Origin of the sequence: uncultured Bacteroides sp. (assembly GCF_910586915.1) — a bacterium.
In the GTDB taxonomy this organism is placed as follows: Bacteria; Bacteroidota; Bacteroidia; order Bacteroidales; family Bacteroidaceae; genus Bacteroides.
Genome location: NZ_CAJULN010000053.1, coordinates 1 through 16,070 on the forward strand (window position 1 = coordinate 1; position 16,070 = coordinate 16,070).

A 16,070-nucleotide genomic window follows, 5' to 3' on the forward strand; every position below is an offset into this window, starting at 1 on the left:
GCGAGTTCTATCTCGATGCAAAGGAGAAGAAATACATCGACGAATGCGGCGCTGCCAACTTCTTCGGCATCAAAGACAATACGTACATCACACCGAAGTCGACCTCCATCCTGCCTTCCATCACCAACAAGAGCCTGATGCAGTTGGCGGAAGATATGGGGCTTAAGGTAGAACGCCGTCCCATTCCGGAAGAAGAACTGGCTACGTTCGAAGAAGCCGGCGCTTGCGGAACTGCTGCGGTAATCAGCCCGATTCAACGTATCGACGACCTCGAGAACGGAAAATCGTACGTTATCTCCAAAGACGGCAAACCGGGACCTGTCTGCACTAAGCTATACAATAAGTTGCGCGGAATTCAGTATGGCGACGAGCCGGACACTCATGGATGGGTAACCGTCGTAGAGTAACCGGCGTCCACATATAAACACACATTTATCTAATCTAAATTATCATGTTGAAAGAAAATTCAGAATTGCGTGCCGAGGCACGTAAGGCGCTTCAAGGTAAGTGGCCTATGGCAGCTATTGCTGCGTTGATTACATTGGGTATCACCGGTGTGTCATCCTACATTCCGGTAGTGGGAGTCATTTTAGTCGGATTGCCGGTAACTTACGGCTTTATGGTATTGATGCTTGCATTGCGTCGTGGCGCAGGCGATGTGGACTTCGGAACTTTGTTCGAGGCTTTCAAGGATTACGGCCGTATCGTGGGAACGAAAGCATTGCAGGCTATCTACACCGTTTTGTGGTCTATGCTGCTGGTTGTTCCGGGTGTCATCAAAGGCTATTCGTATGCAATGACCGATTTTATTCTGAAAGACGAGTTGCAGTTGAAGAACAATGAAGCCATCGAAAAGAGTATGGCTATGATGGATGGCAACAAAATGAAGTTGTTCATGCTCGACCTGAGCTTCATCGGATGGGGAATTCTCTGCTGCTTTACGCTCGGTATCGGTTTCCTGTTCTTGATGCCCTATATGCAGGCAGCTCGCGCAGCTTTCTATGAAGACCTCAAAGCACAGCAGGCTTGATAACATAACGGACACAATCAAGCGTCCGGTAAAAGGAGAACGGAGTACGGAGAAATCCGCACTCCGTTTTTTTTGTCCGGTGCATCAAAATAAGTACCTTTGCGACCTAATCAGTATTGATATGGGAAAGAATAAATTAGAAAAGTTTGCCGACATGGCAAGTTATCCGCATGTGTTCGAATATCCCTATTCGGCAGTAGATAACGTGCCCTTTGAGATGAAAGGAAAATGGCATGAAGAGTTTTTCAAGAACGATCACCCGATAGTGCTCGAACTGGGTTGCGGGCGTGGCGAATACACCGTAGGGTTGGGAAAAATGTTTCCCGAAAAGAACTTTATCGCAGTCGATATAAAAGGCGCCCGTATGTGGACGGGAGCAACGGAATCATTACAGGCAGGGATGAAGAATGTAGCTTTCCTCCGTACGAATATCGAAATCATCGAACGTTTCTTTGCCGCAGGCGAAGTGAGCGAAATATGGCTCACCTTCTCCGACCCGCAGATGAAAAAGGCAACCAAACGACTGACATCCACCTACTTTATGCAAAGATACCGCAAGTTTCTGCAACCCGACGGAATCGTGCATCTGAAAACGGACAGCAACTTCATGTTTACCTATACAAAATACATGATAGAAGCCAACCGCCTCCCCGTAGAGTTTATGACGGAAGATTTGTATCACTCCGATTTGGTAGACGATATTCTCGGTATCAAGACCTATTATGAACAACAGTGGCTCGACCGTGGCTTGAATATCAAGTATATCAAGTTCCGGCTTCCGCAAGAAGGCGAACTGCAGGAACCCGATGTGGAGATAGAACTTGACTCATACCGCAGCTACAACCGTAGCAAGCGTAGCGGACTGAGCACAAGCAAATAATTAGAAAACAGTAATTTGTCAAATAGTAAATAGAAATGACTCTTTATCCTAAATTGATATTGGATGCATTGGCAACGGTGCGTTATCCCGGTACGGGAAAGAATCTGATAGAAGCGGAGATGGTTGCCGACAATCTCCGTATCGACGGTATGAATGTCAGCTTTTCGCTGATATTTGAGAAGCCTACCGACCCGTTTATGAAATCAATGTTGAAGTCTGCGGAGACGGCTATCCATACCTATGTTTCTCCCGACGTGCAGGTGACGATAACAACGGAAAGCAAGCAGGCTCCCCGGCCGGAAGTCGGCAAGATGCTCCCGCAAGTGAAGAACATCGTCGGTATCTCTTCGGGAAAGGGCGGTGTAGGCAAGTCTACCGTATCGGCAAATCTGGCGGTTGCTTTGGCGAAGTTGGGTTATAAGGTCGGTCTGCTCGATGCCGATATTTTCGGGCCTTCGATGCCGAAGATGTTTCAGGTGGAGGATGCACGTCCGTATGCCGAACGCATAGAGGGCCGCGATTTGATTATCCCGGTCGAGAAGTATGGAGTGAAACTGCTGTCTATCGGTTTCTTTGTCGACCCCGACCAGGCTACCTTGTGGCGCGGCGGAATGGCAAGCAACGCCTTGAAGCAGTTGATAGGTGATGCGGCTTGGGGCGACCTGGACTATTTTCTGATAGACCTCCCGCCCGGAACCAGCGATATTCATCTGACTGTTGTTCAGACGCTGGCAATGACGGGCGCTATCGTTGTCAGCACTCCGCAGGCGGTGGCTTTGGCAGATGCCCGTAAGGGAATCAATATGTTTACCAATGATAAGGTGAATGTGCACATTCTCGGCCTGGTGGAGAACATGGCCTGGTTTACGCCTGCCGAACTGCCGGAAAACAAATATTACCTCTTCGGCAAAGAAGGAGCCAAGAAGTTGGCGGAAGAGATGAATGTTCCGTTGTTGGGACAGATTCCTATTGTGCAGAGCATCTGCGAAGGGGGAGACAACGGCACACCTGTCGCATTGGACGAGGATACCATAACCGGACGTGCTTTCTTGTCACTGGCCGCAAGTGTTGTCCGCCAGGTAGACCGCCGGAACATCGAGATGGCCCCGACGAAGGTGGTGGAAATGCATAAGTAATTATCAACGGTATATCTGAAAGAGCCGGCGGTGAATGATGACTCACCGTCGGCTCTTTTATATTATTTGCCCTGTTCTAAGCGGAATACAATAGGGAGGGTATATTCCACGGCAACCGCTTGTCCGCGTTGCAGTCCCGGTTCCCATTTCGGCATACAGCTTACCACGCGGATGGCTTCCGCATCGAGTGCCGGGGTTACGCTATGTAATATTTTTACATTGGATATGCTTCCGTCTTTACCGACAATCATTTGCACGACAACTTTTCCTTGCTCTTTGTTTTGTTGTGCTTTCACCGGATATTTGACATTTTTTGCCAGATATCTCATTATGCCTACAGTTCCACCGGGGAATTTGGGCATTGTTTCCACCATCTTGAACGTGGGTTCATTATCGTTTATCTTTGGTTGTGCTTCATTGATAGCATTATCTTCTTTAGGGGCATATGCTACTACGACTATCTCTTCCAAGTCCGATTGCTTTACCTCTTCCGCTTTGGCCTGTTGTGGAGAGCCGCTCAGGCGGAACGCAACGGGTATGGAGTATTGTACATTTACCGCTTTTCCTCGTTGCATTCCCGGTTTCCATTTCGGCATGGTAGCAATCACCCGTTCGGCTTCTTTGTCGAGAGAGGGTTCTATGCTTCGAACTGTTTTGATGTCCGATATGCTTCCGTCTTTTTTGACAACGAACTTCACGATTACCCGCCCTTGTGCACTTTTGGCTTGTGCTTCGGCCGGATATTTGGTATTCTTTGCCAGGTATTCCAACAGCGCATTTACTCCGCCCGGAAACTCAGGCATGACTTCTACTACCTGAAATACAAGGGAGTCGGACTCACTCTTCGGTTGGAACTCGGATACTTCTGCTTCTTTTACGAATTTCTTGGTTGTGCGTGCCACCGTTTCGATATTGCTGATAATCAGCAACAGGGTAGCCAAAGGAAGAAACATCAGATACTTCGTTCTTCCTATTTTCCTTGTTCTTTGTTTGTTCATCATTTTAATACGGTTTTTGAGTGGTAAAACATTGAAACTATTTGATAAATTTGCTGCAGCCTTGTGATGAGCCAGTTCCAATAAATGATACTGGTAGGATTTACAGTCGTGCCCCGTTTCCAGCACATGATGGTCGGCCATGTATTCGAGGTTTCCTCTTACTTCGCGTTTCATCAGCCAGATGAACGGGTTGAACCAGCAGGAGATACACATCAGTTCGCTCACGAGTACGTCTATCGAGTGATATTGGCGGGCGTGTGTCTCTTCGTGGGTGATTATTTCGCTTATTTCAGCTTCCGTGTGCGAGGAGGGGGGGATAAAAATCCACCGGAAGAAAGAAAAAGGCCCGCTTGCTCTCTTCAAGAGATGCACCCGTACTCCTTGTATGGTACTTTGCGGAGATTGGAAGTGCAGCCGTACGATGCTCCCCAACTGAATGAGGAAACGCAGGCCTAATAGCAACACTCCCGCCCAATAAATGACGGTGATACAGAGCATGGTCAACTCCCGTTGGGTCATCGCCGTTTCCTGTTGGGATACGATGATTGGTTCCGAGGGGATGATGTTGGCATAGAAATCGGCCATTGCCACCATCGGTTCGTGAGCCGTTACCCATTCCTGGATATTCAGCAACGGATACAACAGAGAGACGGCAAAGAAACATAGCAAAGCCGTCCGGCGCCAGTAGAAAAAGGTGTCTTTATAGAAAAATAGCCGGTAGAATGCATAAAACAGAGCTATCGCTACATTTGTCTTTAGAAAATAGGCTAATTCGGGAGTCATGGCGGAGGGGGGCTATTGGTTTTCTTTTCCTTTCTCTATCAGGTCGATGATGTCCTTCAGGTCATCGGCCGAAATCTTTTGGTCTTTGGCAAAGAATGAAACCATTTCTTTGTAAGAGTTCTCAAAATAATTGCGCACCACGCTACTCATAAAATGACGTTTGTATTCATTTTCGCGAATAGCAGGAGTATATTGATAGGTATTCCCCACCCGTTTGGAGGTGACGTATCCTTTGCGTTCGAGGTTCTTTACGATGGAAGCGACAGTGGTGTATGGCGGAACGGGTTGCGTGTACTTTGCAACGATGTCTTTTACAAAACAGCTTTGCAATTCCCAGACGTAAATCATTACCTCTTCTTCTTGTATAGTTAACTTTTCCATAGATATATTGTTTAATTACGAATACTTCGCAAATCTACGAATGTTTCGTAATTAAACAATATATAGGAAGTTAATAATTGCAAAAGCCTGATTTTTGCAATTATATTTTAATGTGTTGTACGCTATCCGTGTTGGGTAGGCTGTTTCGATAATCGCTCTTTTTCTTTCAGTTCCTTGTATCTTTCGATGATGTGTTTGCGGCTCATCAGGATTTGGCGGCGATATACCCCGCAGGTGGTGAGGAAGTAGAATCCTGCTTGTAGCCACAGAGCCTTGTATTCAAAAGCCACTTCGCTCAAAGTCGCTCCCATGTTATTGATTTTCACAAAGCCGTTGATTCCGAAAGTAGACGGGAATATATACGACAGATATTTCCAGAACGGAGGAATGGCGGCACCCGGCCAGGAAATGCCGGAGATGAATAACAGAGGAACGGATGTGAATACGAAAATCAGCATACACGTTTCGCGGTTACGGATGGCAATGGAGGCCGTCATTGCAAAGAAAATGCAGGCGGCAAGGTACGGGAGAACGAACAGTATCAATGAACCGGGTTGCCCGATTTGGTTGAGGCTGAATAGTCGTGGCACGATGTGTAGTACGTAGAAAGCAATCAATACATAGACCATGAAATAGCTGAGCCCTTTTCCGAGTACGATTCGTAAAGTACCGTTGTAATGCCGGTTGATAGGTACAAGGTCTTTGAACCGGTTGTTTTCGCGTGCCGTTCCGGCAGACAGACCGATACCGAGCAACAAAGTCTGCTGGATAATCAGCACCAGCACGGCGGGAATCAGAAAAGCGGCGAATCCGGCAGTCGGGTTGAATATCGAAATCTCTTCATACTCTATCGGATAAGCGGTGATTTCGTCCTGGCGGTCGGTTGTGTTCCCACTGCGGGAAATTTTGATATCCTTGTTCATATCCAGCGAGACGGCGGTATTGGCTATCAGCATGGATTTGTAATAAAGCAGTCCGCTCATGTCGCAATAAAGACTGACTTGCGTCTGTTTCCCCCGGGCAATGTTGTCGCTGAAGTCGGTCGGGATATAAATGATGCCATACGCTTGTCGGTTCTTAAGCATCTGCTTGGCCTCTTCCATATCGGCACAGTGAGATACGATTTGCACATCGGGGGTAGCGTCTACTTTCCGGAGGTATTCACGACTGAGGGACGAATGGGAACCGTCGACGACAACGGCGGGAACTTCACGCACAACCTCATTGTCGTAGATGAAGCTATACAACAACGGATAGCCCAGCGGCACGAGTATAAAGAATATCAGTACCCCCTGGTCGCGGAAAGTAGTCCGGAACTCCTGTTTCCAGATATAAAACAGGTCGTGGATGCCTTGCAATATCTTGTCTTTTAATTTTATATCTTTCATTTAGGGTATGTATTTATAGTAAATCAACGCCTTTTTCAAGCGGTGAACCACGAAGAAAGGAAGCATCATGAATATTAATAAAGCCATATAGTTGTTCCACGAATAAGCCATGCTGTATCCGTTGAGTGCCTGGTCTACGTAAATCAGGAAATAGTGGCGCAACGGAAACAGGTTGCTTAAAGCCTGCAATACAGGGTGCATCGCCATCACCGGAAAGGAAAATCCCGAAATGGAGAACGATATGACCCCCCATAGCGAAGCAAAACTCAGTCCCAGGCGTAGGGTGGGTAATGTGCCTATCATAAGGATTCCGCAACATTGCGACGCCAGTACCAGGCAAAGTGTGGCAAATATCATCGGAAGGATACCGCTATTGCAGGGAAAATGGAGGAATCCGTACAGATATACATTATAGAATATCCCCATGAGGAAGAAGACTGCCGTGTGTGGAAGTAATTTTCCCGCTAAGGCGATATAGATGGAGTTGTTGCTCATGCGTAACCATTCGCGCGAGGTGCGGTCTTTAATCTCCACTCCGATGGAATAAACGGTTATCATAAATATAAGCAACATAAGCACACCCGGTATCAGCGTATTGCATAGATATACCGAATAGTTCAGCCAGGGATTGTTCAAAGGGTGCGTGTCGACGACGATGGGTTGCAGAAATCCCATTGCCTGGCTTTCCGTAGCCCCTTTGGCATATAGCATGGTGCGTGCAGCGGAACCTGCCGTAAGCTCTCCCATCATTTTCATGTCTCTGAAAAGCAGTGAGCCTGCAATGAGGTACGAATAATTGGTGTAGAAGGAAATCTTCGGTTGCCGTTGGCTTTGTGCTTCTGCCGACAAACCTTTGGGGATGTAAAAGAACCCGTAGATTTTTCCTTCCTGAACGGCGATACGCGCATCCGTCACATTGCTGTAATGGGCGGTTACGCCCGTCTGTGAGAAAGCGTCCAGGTTGCGCACGATGTTGCGGGAAGTGGACGAATTGTCCATGTCCACTACACCGGCGGGAAGATCCTTCGGCAGTCCCGTATCCATTAAAGTTGTGAAGAACACATAGCAGAAAAGCGGAGCGATAATCATGCAGAAGAGATAGAGCGGCCGCGATACCAGCCGCCGGGCTTCTCTTTGCATGACCCGCCACAATGCGATATGTTTCTTTGTTCGCTCTCTCATACTTATTTATTGATAACGACCGACATTCCCGGGCGAAGATTCTCTACTTTTCCTTCCGGCACGGCTCTCACTTCAAATGTTTTCAGGTCAAACTGGCCGGTGGTTTTGGTAGCCTTCCATGCGGCGTAGCTGCCCAGGTCTTTCATGTAATTCACTTTCAGCTTGATGGTACGGTTGTCCAATGCAGGGACGATGGCTTCGAATTCGCTTCCCATTGTCAGGTTCTTGAGCAGGTCTTCGCGTACGTTGAATGTCACCCACATATCGTTGAGCTGCGCAATGTTCATAATGGGAGCGCCGGTGCCTACCAATTCGCCCACTTTGGGGAATATCTCGGATACTTCTCCGGCTGCCGAAGCAATAAGATAAGTCTCTCTGATGTAAGACTCGACCTCGGCAACGGCCCCTTTGGCACGGTTCACTAAGGCTTCCGCAGCCATTTTGTCCTCACGTTCGGCCCCGTTCTTTGCCATCGTATATTGTGCTTTCGCGGCTTTTTCGGTGGCAATGGCGGCATCGCGCTGTGCGGTAACCTCGTCCAATTTCTGTGCGGGCATCACTCCCTGCTCAAACAGATTTTTCACTCTGGTGTATGACTTCTCGGCAATCGTGACTCCCGCCTGTGCCTTCTGCCACATTTCATAAGCAGCCTGTATCTGTTCTTGGCGTGCTCCTTTGATGGCTTTCTTGTTCTGTGCCTCTGCTGCGGCTTCTGCGGCGCGTGCCTGTTCCATTTTGGCTACCACATCCGGAGCTTCGAGGATGGCCAATGTGTCGCCGGCGTTTACCTGCTGTCCTTCTTTCACCCGGAATTCCAAGATGCGTCCCGGAACTTTGCTCGATACACGGTATTCGGTCACTTCGGCCTGTCCCTGAATAATTTCGGGACCTTTGCGAAGCATGAAAAAACCAACGACTGCAACAATGGCAATGACTCCCAACAAGGTGAGAAATGCAAGTAGCATATTACTGTTTTGCGATTTTGTAGATGACATATGATAAGTTTTATGTGATGTTATTTACTATTTAAGGGTTCCTAAAGATTTTTGCAGGTATATTTCTGTCAGTTTCACGTCTATCTGTGCATCAATCTTTTCCGATTGGGCAGAGAGCCAGGCGGTTTGCGCTTCCAAGACGTTGCTGGTGGAAATCACTCCCTCCTTGAAACCGAGCGTGGCATAGCGGAGATTCTCTTCCGCCTTCTCCATGTTCTTGGCAGACATGACCAGCTTTTTGCCTGCTTCGTTCACTTTGAATGCGGCCTGGTTTACTTGCAGTGCTATTTTCTCTCTGGCATCCTGAAGACGGTATTGTGCGATGCGTTCTTCCGCTTTGGCAGCCCGGGTCTTGTAGACTCCTTCTCCCCAGTGCCATATGGGTATCTGCACCATGACGCCTACGTTCCACATTCCTCTGAATTTATTTTCAAAACTGTTGAACACGGACGGGTTAGTCACCATGTAGTTGCCTATCAGTGCGACGGAGGGCAGATGTTCGGCACGGGTGACATTTACTTTCTGTTTGTAAATCTGTGTTGCCAGTTCGAGACTTCGTATTTCGGGGCGGTTTGCATAGGCGGCAGGCATATCGATGTGGGTATCTGTTGCAAGCAACGGAATATCTTCCATGTTTTCGTCTGCCAAAGCAATGGGAGAGCTGAGGTCGATACCACATAGTTGACACAACAACATTCGGGCAAGGCTCAGTCCGTCTTCAACTTTGGTGAGTGTCATTTCCGCTTCGTTGACCTTTACCCGCACGGATAGTCCGTCGGCTTTGGTTGCCACTCCTTCGGCAATCATCTTTTGCACGTCGCTGTCCAGTTGTTGCAGGAGTTTCAGGTAACCTTCCGCCAGTCTTTTCTTGTTTGCCAATGAAACCACTTGCCAGTACGCCTGGTCGGTACTCATAATCACCTCTTGCATACCGCCTTGATGCTGTTGTTGCGCCAACTCTTCGGCATACCGGGTGATTTTGTTGTAAGCACGTATCTTGCCGCCCATGTAAAGAGGCTGGGTCAGGGTGATGGCGCCTGCATAGACGTTTCTGGTGTCTGTGCGCAGGGCGTCTACCAGTGAATTTCCGGCTTGGTCGAGGGCAGGAAGCACGGCGCTTAGCTGTCCGCTCAAAGAGGTAATCAACGGAATAAGCTCCGGATGTGCTGCGGCAAGTTGTCCGGCAACTTGCTGTATGGGGCCTGCCAGATTGCTGCCCAGTCCGGACAGGGCATCTTTCTGCTGATTGTTCAGCAGTGAAAACTCTTTTTGATTTCTCATGTACGTTCCGGTAGCCGAGAAATTGGGCAGATAGTTGGTAAATGCTGCTTTCCGTTGGTTATGGGCGGCATTTATCTTTTCGTTGCTAATCAGTAAATCTTTGTTGTTGGCAAGTGCTAATGCACGGCAACTATCCAGACTCAGTGTTGTCTGTCCTTTGAGTAGTGGAGTCATGCTTAGCAGAATTGTCAGAAGAAATAGCTTTTTCATCGCATCTTGCATATTAATAAGGTGATACTTTTATTTCAATAACCCGTTTCTTATGTAAATTGTTTATGAAGGCAGTTTGTTTTTAAAGATTGTGTACATAAACAATAATTGCATAAACAACGATGCAAATGTATGCGCTTTCCTTGAAAGTGCAAAAAGAATTAGCTTTTTTTAGAGACTTGCGTTAAAAAGCGAGTTTTTTTCCGTATGTTTGCCGGAGTTACCTTTAATCAATAATAAATACATCATGAGTTTTAAATGGTTTGTCGGAATGATAAGCGTGGGATTGTTAATATCCTGCCAGAATGTGCGGGAAGCACAAAGTGTCGATGAAGGTTATCCGCCTGTTTTCCCCGATTATATGTTTACCTCTATACCTTATAATATAGCCCCGTTGAATTTTGAAGTGAAGGATGCGCAGGAGATACGTGCCGATTTCGGTTGCGGCGGTTCCTCGCTGCTGACGGTGACGGGAGGGCAGGAGATTCGCATCCCGGAGAAGAAGTGGAAAGAGATGCTGGATATTTCAAAAGGCAAGGAGCTGGAGATTACCGTATCCGTGTGGAGTTCCTCTTCGCCCGAAGGGGTACGTTACCGTCCTTTTACGATTCGGGTGACGCCGGATGCTATCGACGAATGGATTGCCTACCGGCTGATAGAGCCGGGCTATGAGGGATGGAATGTGCTGGGCATTTACCAGCGCAATCTCACTTCGTTTGAAGAGAAAGAGATTGTTTCCAACCGTGCCGATAAGGGAAAATGCATCAATTGCCACTCTTTTGCCGACTACTCTCCGCAGCAGATGATGTTCCATGTCAGGGGCGAGGGTGGCGGCACTGCTTTGTGGAAAGACGGCGAACTGAGCAAATTGCCGTTGGAGACAACCGGCCCGAAGAAAAGCGGGACCTATCCGATGTGGCATCCTCACGGACGGTATATCGTGTTTTCTTCCAACGTCACCCGCCAGTCGTTTTTGAGCGAGGGTGAAAAGGCGTTGGAGGTGTACGACCTCCAGTCTGACCTGATATTGTATGATACGCAGACGAAGAGCGTGCTTACCGATCCCCGTTTTATGGATGAGGCGCATTGGGAAACATTTCCTGCGTGGTCGGCCGACGGGAAGTGGCTCTACTATTGCGGCGCTTTGCCCTGCCAGATGCCGATGGATTACAAAAAACTGCGTTACAGCTTGTGCAGGGTGGGGTTTGACGAACAGACCGGAAGGTTCGGCGAACGCATTGACACCATATATAACGCGGAGCGTGCAGGCGGAAGCGTCTCTTTCCCGCGTCTTTCGCCCGACGGGCGCTATCTGTTGTACACCAAAGCGGCCTGTGCCACTTTTCCTATCTGGCACAAGGAGTCCGATTTGAAAATGATGAAACTGCCCGGCGGTGAGGAGGTCGATGTGGAGATACTGAACAGCGGCGAAGCCGAAAGCTACCACTCGTGGTCGTCAAACAGCCGTTGGATATTGTTCAGTAGCCGCAGGCTCGACGGCCGCCATACGCGGCTTTTCATCGCCTGGATGGACAGCGAGGGGAAAGTACATAAGCCTTTTCTTCTTCCCCAGCAGCGTGCCGGTCACAATACGTTGCGTATGAAATCCTATAACATTCCCGAATTTGTAAAGGGCGAGGTCATCTTGCCGCAGAAACAGGTCAATGCTTTGTTCTTCCCCCAAAAATAAGATGAGTATGAAAAAGATGCTTTTATTTCACTTGTTGCTGGTATGTCCGGTTGTATTCCTTATTTGGTATATCGCTTTTTCTGATTACCTTTGGCTGTTGGAAGGAAACTCTTTCTTCGCTTTCACCTCCGACTTTGCCGACATACAGCTTTCGCTTCCTTCCGACTGGGCGCAATACATCGGAGCCTGCTTGTTGCAGTTCTTCCGTTTCCGTATGGGCGGCGCTTTGGTACAGACGTTGTTCGTGGCGGTTGTACTATTGGCTTCGGATATTATTGTTGCCCGTCTCACCCGCAATGAAAGGCTGATGTGGCTTTCGTTTGTTCCGGTGGTTTGGTTTATGAGCGGCCAGTTTGCCGATACGCTTTTGGTACGTTCGGTCGTGTGGTGTGCGGGGGCTGTGGGGTTGGCGTTGCTCGTCAGCCTGTTCACCATCCGCAAGGCTCCGGCGGCGTGGGGAGAGCGCTCTTTCTTTTCTTCACCTTTCTTTGCCTATTTGGTGCCTTGCCTGCTATTGGGAGGAGCGACCTACCGGGAGGTGACGGACACCCGGCAGAAAGAGACGGAGTTTGCTGCCCATATCGACCGTCTTGCCGAGCGTCGGGATTGGGATTCCATCTTGCGGAGTGTCACTCCCGAAATGGCGCGGAAGCAGTCGTCCTTGTTGCGCTGGATGCTGTTGGCACTCTCGGAAAAAGGCGCGTTGCCCGAACGGCTGTTTGCTTACGGCCCCACGGAGCCTTCCTGTTTCTTTTACGAGCGGATGGACCAACAGTTTTTCCGCAATTTCAATGTACAGTTTTTTCGGGCTTTGGAGCTTGACAATGAGGTGGTTCACAATGCATTCCAAGCCGCAGCACTTTCTCCTTACGGAAACAGTTTCCGTTCCATGCGCGCAATCATGGAAGCGTGTATGCGGCAAGGGCAGAATCGGATGCTTGCCAAGTACGTGGAGGTGATGAAGCATACGAGTTGCCATACAAGGCTGACGAAGTTCTACGACGAATACCTGCTGTCGGCAGGCACAGAAGATGGAGGTGACGCGCCGAAGGCCTCCCCGTTTTTTATAGGCGCACATACCTTTCTTTCGGATATGGCACGGATGGCCGACCGCTATCCCGAAAACCGGAAAGTCGTGGACTATCTGCTCTGCGGGCTGCTGATATCGAAAGACATGGATACCTTCCACAAAGTGTTCAGCGTGTTGCAGAAGCCTTCGGGCGTGAAACTTCCCCGTCATTACGAAGAAGCCTTGCTGGTGTTGGCTACGAAATATCCGGATATATTGCAGCACTATCCGGTAGCGGAAAAGACGGTGAAAGATTTTAATTCCTTCCATGCGTTGCTGAAAGGAGGGGCGATGAACCGGAAAATGTTGGAAATCAATTACCGCGATTCTTTCTGGCTGTTCTACTATTGCATGAAGGCGGTGGAGAAACCCGGCAAGAAGTGAAAAAAAGAAACAGGGTGGTGTATCAGGCTTGATACACCACCCTGTTTTTCTTATTGTAAAAGACGGGATATTCCGATTACAGAGCACCTACTTCTTTCAAGGCAGCATTCGTCTTGTGAACGGCAGCAGCGCTTGCGGCAAACTTAGCCTTTTCGTCTTCGTTGAGGTCGAGTTCAACGATTTTCTCGATACCGTTCTTGCCGAGGATTACGGGAACACCGATGCAAAGGTCAGATTCGCCGTATTCGCCTTCCAGCATTACAGAGCAAGGAATCATCTTCTTCTGGTTGTGGATGATTGATTCAACTACATAAGCTCCTGCCGCACCCGGTGCATACCATGCAGAAGTACCCAACAGTTTGGTCAGCGTAGCACCACCTACCATTGTAGCGGCAGCTACCTCGTTCAGTTTTTCTTCCGACAGGAAGTTGCTTACGGGCAGGCCTTTGTAAGTAGCGAAGCGAGTCAACGGAATCATTGTCGTATCACCGTGACCACCGATAACCATACCTTCCACTTCGTTGGCGTTGCATCCCAAAGCCTGAGACAAGAAATATTTGAAACGAGAGCTGTCCAAAGCACCGCCCATACCGATGATACGATTTTTCGGCAAGCCCAAAGCCTTCAGTGACAAATAAGTCATTGTATCCATCGGGTTGGAGATAACAACGAGGATAGCGTTGGGAGAATATTTCAGGATGTTTTCTGCCACTGATTTAACGATTCCGGCATTTACACCGATAAGTTCTTCACGAGTCATACCCGGTTTGCGAGGAATACCTGAAGTAATGACAACAACGTCGGAATTTGCAGTCTGAGCATAGTCGTTGGTGCAGCCTACTACTGTAGTGTCGAAGCCCAACAATTGAGCTGTCTGCATCATATCCATTGCTTTACCTTCTGATACGCCTTCTTTAACGTCCAGCATTACTACTTCGTCTGCCACTTCATTGAAAGCAAGTACATTTGCACATGTAGCACCTACGTTACCTGCGCCTACTACGGTTACTTTTGACATAATACTTATATATTTAAAAGTTGATAATTTGTTTCGTCCTATTTTACGCGGCAAAATTACAACGATAATCCTTATTAAAGAAATTTTTCCATAATAATTTTAGTTAAGAGCCTGTTTAAATTGGGCGGAGTATTCTTTTTGAGCATCTATTTCTAAAAACTCTCTGCCTTTCCGCTTGACTTCTGTTGCGAAATGATTACTTTTGCGGCACGTTATCAAATTTATCACTGATTTATAACTGAAACTTATGAACAAAAAAAGTCTTCTTATTGCAGCAGTGGCTATTCTGCTGATAGCTATTATCGGCGTTACCTATTTATTGTTTACTGAAAAACAGGTCAACCGCGAGTTGGTGCAGGAGTTTCAGTTGGACAAGGAAGATTTGGAAAACGAATATGCCCGTTTCGCACAACAATATGACGAGTTGAAGATGACCGTCTCCAACGATTCCCTGTCTCAACTGCTGGAGCAGGAGCAGCTCAAAACGCAACGTTTGTTGGAAGAACTGCGCACGGTAAAAACGTCGAATGCCACGGAAATCCGTCGTCTGAAGAAAGAACTGGCCACCCTGCGCAAAGTAATGATGGGCTATATCAACCAGATTGACTCGCTCAACAGACTGACCGAACAGCAGAAAATAGTCATCGCCGACGTGACTGCGAAATACAACCAGGCTTCTCGGCAAATCAGCAATCTCGCCGAAGAGAAGAAGAACCTGGACAAGAAAGTGACATTGGCAGCTCAGCTCGATGCTACCAATATTCGCGTGGAACCCCGTAACAAGCGGAACAAAGTGGCGAAGCGAGTGAAGGATGTGGTGAAACTTGCCATCAGTTTCACGATTGTCAAGAACATCACCGCAGAAAACGGTGAACGCACCATTTATATACGCATCACCAAACCCGACAACGACGTCCTGACCAAAAACGCATCCAATACCTTCTCCTATGAGAACCGTACTTTGACCTATTCCATCAAGAAGTACATCGAATACAACGGAGAGGAACAGAACATCAGTGTATTTTGGGATGTGGAAGAGTTTTTGTATGCCGGAAACTATCGGGTTGATATCTTTGAAGGTGGCAATATGATTGGCAGTCAATCGTTTGCCTTAAACTAAAATGTTGGGTTTTGGGGCGATACCGCCCCTTGTTATAATGTGTTTTGATACCGCTCGTTAAGGTTGACGCTGTTCATCTTATGGGCGGTATTTTTTTGTTCTCCCCCCCCCCTCTCTTGTTTATCGAATGAATCCCTGTAGCTATTTCTTTTCTTCCCGTTGCTTGTCGGGACGCGGTTCGTTAGGCAGATTTATTGCGTTCCACTGTAGTTATCCTTGCGGAACACTATAGTGGAACGCAAGGACAACTATAGTGTTCCGTTCGTTCCACTATAGTGTTCCGCAAAAACGACAGGGAGAATAGATAGTCTCCTTAGGCTGCGGACAGAATCCGGTTGGAAGGCCGCACATCTTATTTTTTTCCTTTATTTATATGTGCTTCTATCCGGCTATTTATTGCCTGCTTGGGCCGATAATTTTTATATTTTGTCGTTCCAATAGCGGCAGATAAAAATAAATTTTCATATTAGATTACCTGTTGGTTGAATTAAATTAGTGAATATTTTATCTGTCCAATCGGACGGT

Annotated in this window: 14 protein-coding genes; 7 read left to right on the forward strand and 7 right to left on the reverse strand. The window is 47.8% G+C overall.

The annotated features are described in order from the left end of the window. The 4 genes from QZ331_RS12995 to QZ331_RS13010 form a co-directional block, all read left to right on the forward strand. Positions 1–407 (forward strand): aminotransferase class IV (locus QZ331_RS12995; RefSeq protein WP_294630977.1); only part of this gene is annotated, 407 nt, incomplete at its 5' end. 44 nt (positions 408–451) lie between these two features. Beyond that, on the forward strand, positions 452–1,030 hold the full coding sequence (locus tag QZ331_RS13000; protein WP_294630979.1) for a DUF975 family protein: 579 nt from the start codon (positions 452–454) through the stop codon (positions 1,028–1,030). 121 nt (positions 1,031–1,151) lie between these two features. Further along, a complete protein-coding gene (gene trmB / locus QZ331_RS13005) occupies positions 1,152–1,910 on the forward strand; it encodes a tRNA (guanosine(46)-N7)-methyltransferase TrmB (protein WP_294630980.1) in 759 nt (252 codons plus the stop codon). 35 nt (positions 1,911–1,945) lie between these two features. Then, the gene (locus tag QZ331_RS13010) at positions 1,946–3,046 is read left to right on the forward strand and encodes an Mrp/NBP35 family ATP-binding protein (RefSeq protein WP_294630981.1); all 1,101 of its coding nucleotides are present in this window, start codon (positions 1,946–1,948) and stop codon (positions 3,044–3,046) included. Between the two features lie 62 nt (positions 3,047–3,108). Here QZ331_RS13010 and QZ331_RS13015 read toward each other — a convergent pair whose 3' ends face one another. The 6 genes from QZ331_RS13015 to QZ331_RS13040 form a co-directional block, all read right to left on the reverse strand. Then, positions 3,109–4,827 (reverse strand): M56 family metallopeptidase, encoded by a 1,719-nt coding sequence (locus tag QZ331_RS13015; protein WP_294630983.1) that lies wholly within the window; start codon positions 4,825–4,827, stop codon positions 3,109–3,111. Between the two features lie 12 nt (positions 4,828–4,839). Beyond that, the gene (locus QZ331_RS13020) at positions 4,840–5,208 is read right to left on the reverse strand and encodes a BlaI/MecI/CopY family transcriptional regulator (RefSeq protein ID WP_294630985.1); all 369 of its coding nucleotides are present in this window, start codon (positions 5,206–5,208) and stop codon (positions 4,840–4,842) included. A 122-nt stretch (positions 5,209–5,330) separates the two neighbouring features. Further along, positions 5,331–6,596, reverse strand: a complete 1,266-nt coding sequence (locus tag QZ331_RS13025) for an ABC transporter permease (RefSeq protein WP_294630987.1) — start codon at positions 6,594–6,596, stop codon at positions 5,331–5,333. Continuing rightward, the gene (locus QZ331_RS13030) at positions 6,597–7,778 is read right to left on the reverse strand and encodes an ABC transporter permease (protein ID WP_294630989.1); all 1,182 of its coding nucleotides are present in this window, start codon (positions 7,776–7,778) and stop codon (positions 6,597–6,599) included. A gap of 2 nt (positions 7,779–7,780) precedes the next feature. Further along, positions 7,781–8,773 carry an efflux RND transporter periplasmic adaptor subunit gene (locus QZ331_RS13035; protein ID WP_294630990.1) on the reverse strand — a complete coding sequence of 331 codons (993 nt, stop codon included), beginning with the start codon at positions 8,771–8,773 and terminating at the stop codon, positions 7,781–7,783. 27 nt (positions 8,774–8,800) lie between these two features. Beyond that, a complete protein-coding gene (locus tag QZ331_RS13040; RefSeq protein WP_294630992.1) occupies positions 8,801–10,264 on the reverse strand; it encodes a TolC family protein in 1,464 nt (487 codons plus the stop codon). A 247-nt stretch (positions 10,265–10,511) separates the two neighbouring features. On the opposite strand from QZ331_RS13040, the gene QZ331_RS13045 reads away from it, so the two are divergent. Together QZ331_RS13045 and QZ331_RS13050 are read left to right on the forward strand one after the other, a co-directional pair. Further along, positions 10,512–11,954 (forward strand): hypothetical protein, encoded by a 1,443-nt coding sequence (locus tag QZ331_RS13045; protein WP_294630994.1) that lies wholly within the window; start codon positions 10,512–10,514, stop codon positions 11,952–11,954. 7 nt (positions 11,955–11,961) lie between these two features. Next, the gene (locus tag QZ331_RS13050; RefSeq protein WP_294630996.1) at positions 11,962–13,407 is read left to right on the forward strand and encodes a DUF6057 family protein; all 1,446 of its coding nucleotides are present in this window, start codon (positions 11,962–11,964) and stop codon (positions 13,405–13,407) included. A 76-nt stretch (positions 13,408–13,483) separates the two neighbouring features. On the opposite strand, the gene mdh is transcribed toward QZ331_RS13050, so the two are convergent. Beyond that, positions 13,484–14,425 (reverse strand): malate dehydrogenase, encoded by a 942-nt coding sequence (gene mdh / locus QZ331_RS13055; RefSeq protein ID WP_294630998.1) that lies wholly within the window; start codon positions 14,423–14,425, stop codon positions 13,484–13,486. A gap of 247 nt (positions 14,426–14,672) precedes the next feature. On the opposite strand from mdh, the gene QZ331_RS13060 reads away from it, so the two are divergent. After that, a complete protein-coding gene (locus QZ331_RS13060; protein ID WP_294631000.1) occupies positions 14,673–15,545 on the forward strand; it encodes a hypothetical protein in 873 nt (290 codons plus the stop codon). The last annotated feature ends 525 nt before the right edge of the window (positions 15,546–16,070 follow it).

What these genes read in the sequence shown, in the direction of transcription:
- QZ331_RS13035 (WP_294630990.1), bottom strand. Translation starts at nt 8,773, where the DNA reads ATGTCATCTACAAAATCGCAAAACAGTAATATGCTACTTGCATTTCTC.
- trmB (WP_294630980.1), top strand. Translation starts at nt 1,152, where the DNA reads ATGGGAAAGAATAAATTAGAAAAGTTTGCCGACATGGCAAGTTATCCG.
- QZ331_RS13060 (WP_294631000.1), top strand. Translation starts at nt 14,673, where the DNA reads ATGAACAAAAAAAGTCTTCTTATTGCAGCAGTGGCTATTCTGCTGATA.
- QZ331_RS13015 (WP_294630983.1), bottom strand. Translation starts at nt 4,827, where the DNA reads ATGACTCCCGAATTAGCCTATTTTCTAAAGACAAATGTAGCGATAGCT.
- QZ331_RS13025 (WP_294630987.1), bottom strand. Translation starts at nt 6,596, where the DNA reads ATGAAAGATATAAAATTAAAAGACAAGATATTGCAAGGCATCCACGAC.
- QZ331_RS13030 (WP_294630989.1), bottom strand. Translation starts at nt 7,778, where the DNA reads ATGAGAGAGCGAACAAAGAAACATATCGCATTGTGGCGGGTCATGCAA.
- QZ331_RS13045 (WP_294630994.1), top strand. Translation starts at nt 10,512, where the DNA reads ATGAGTTTTAAATGGTTTGTCGGAATGATAAGCGTGGGATTGTTAATA.
- mdh (WP_294630998.1), bottom strand. Translation starts at nt 14,425, where the DNA reads ATGTCAAAAGTAACCGTAGTAGGCGCAGGTAACGTAGGTGCTACATGT.
- QZ331_RS13040 (WP_294630992.1), bottom strand. Translation starts at nt 10,264, where the DNA reads ATGAAAAAGCTATTTCTTCTGACAATTCTGCTAAGCATGACTCCACTA.
- QZ331_RS13000 (WP_294630979.1), top strand. Translation starts at nt 452, where the DNA reads ATGTTGAAAGAAAATTCAGAATTGCGTGCCGAGGCACGTAAGGCGCTT.
- QZ331_RS13020 (WP_294630985.1), bottom strand. Translation starts at nt 5,208, where the DNA reads ATGGAAAAGTTAACTATACAAGAAGAAGAGGTAATGATTTACGTCTGG.
- QZ331_RS13050 (WP_294630996.1), top strand. Translation starts at nt 11,962, where the DNA reads ATGAAAAAGATGCTTTTATTTCACTTGTTGCTGGTATGTCCGGTTGTA.
- QZ331_RS13010 (WP_294630981.1), top strand. Translation starts at nt 1,946, where the DNA reads ATGACTCTTTATCCTAAATTGATATTGGATGCATTGGCAACGGTGCGT.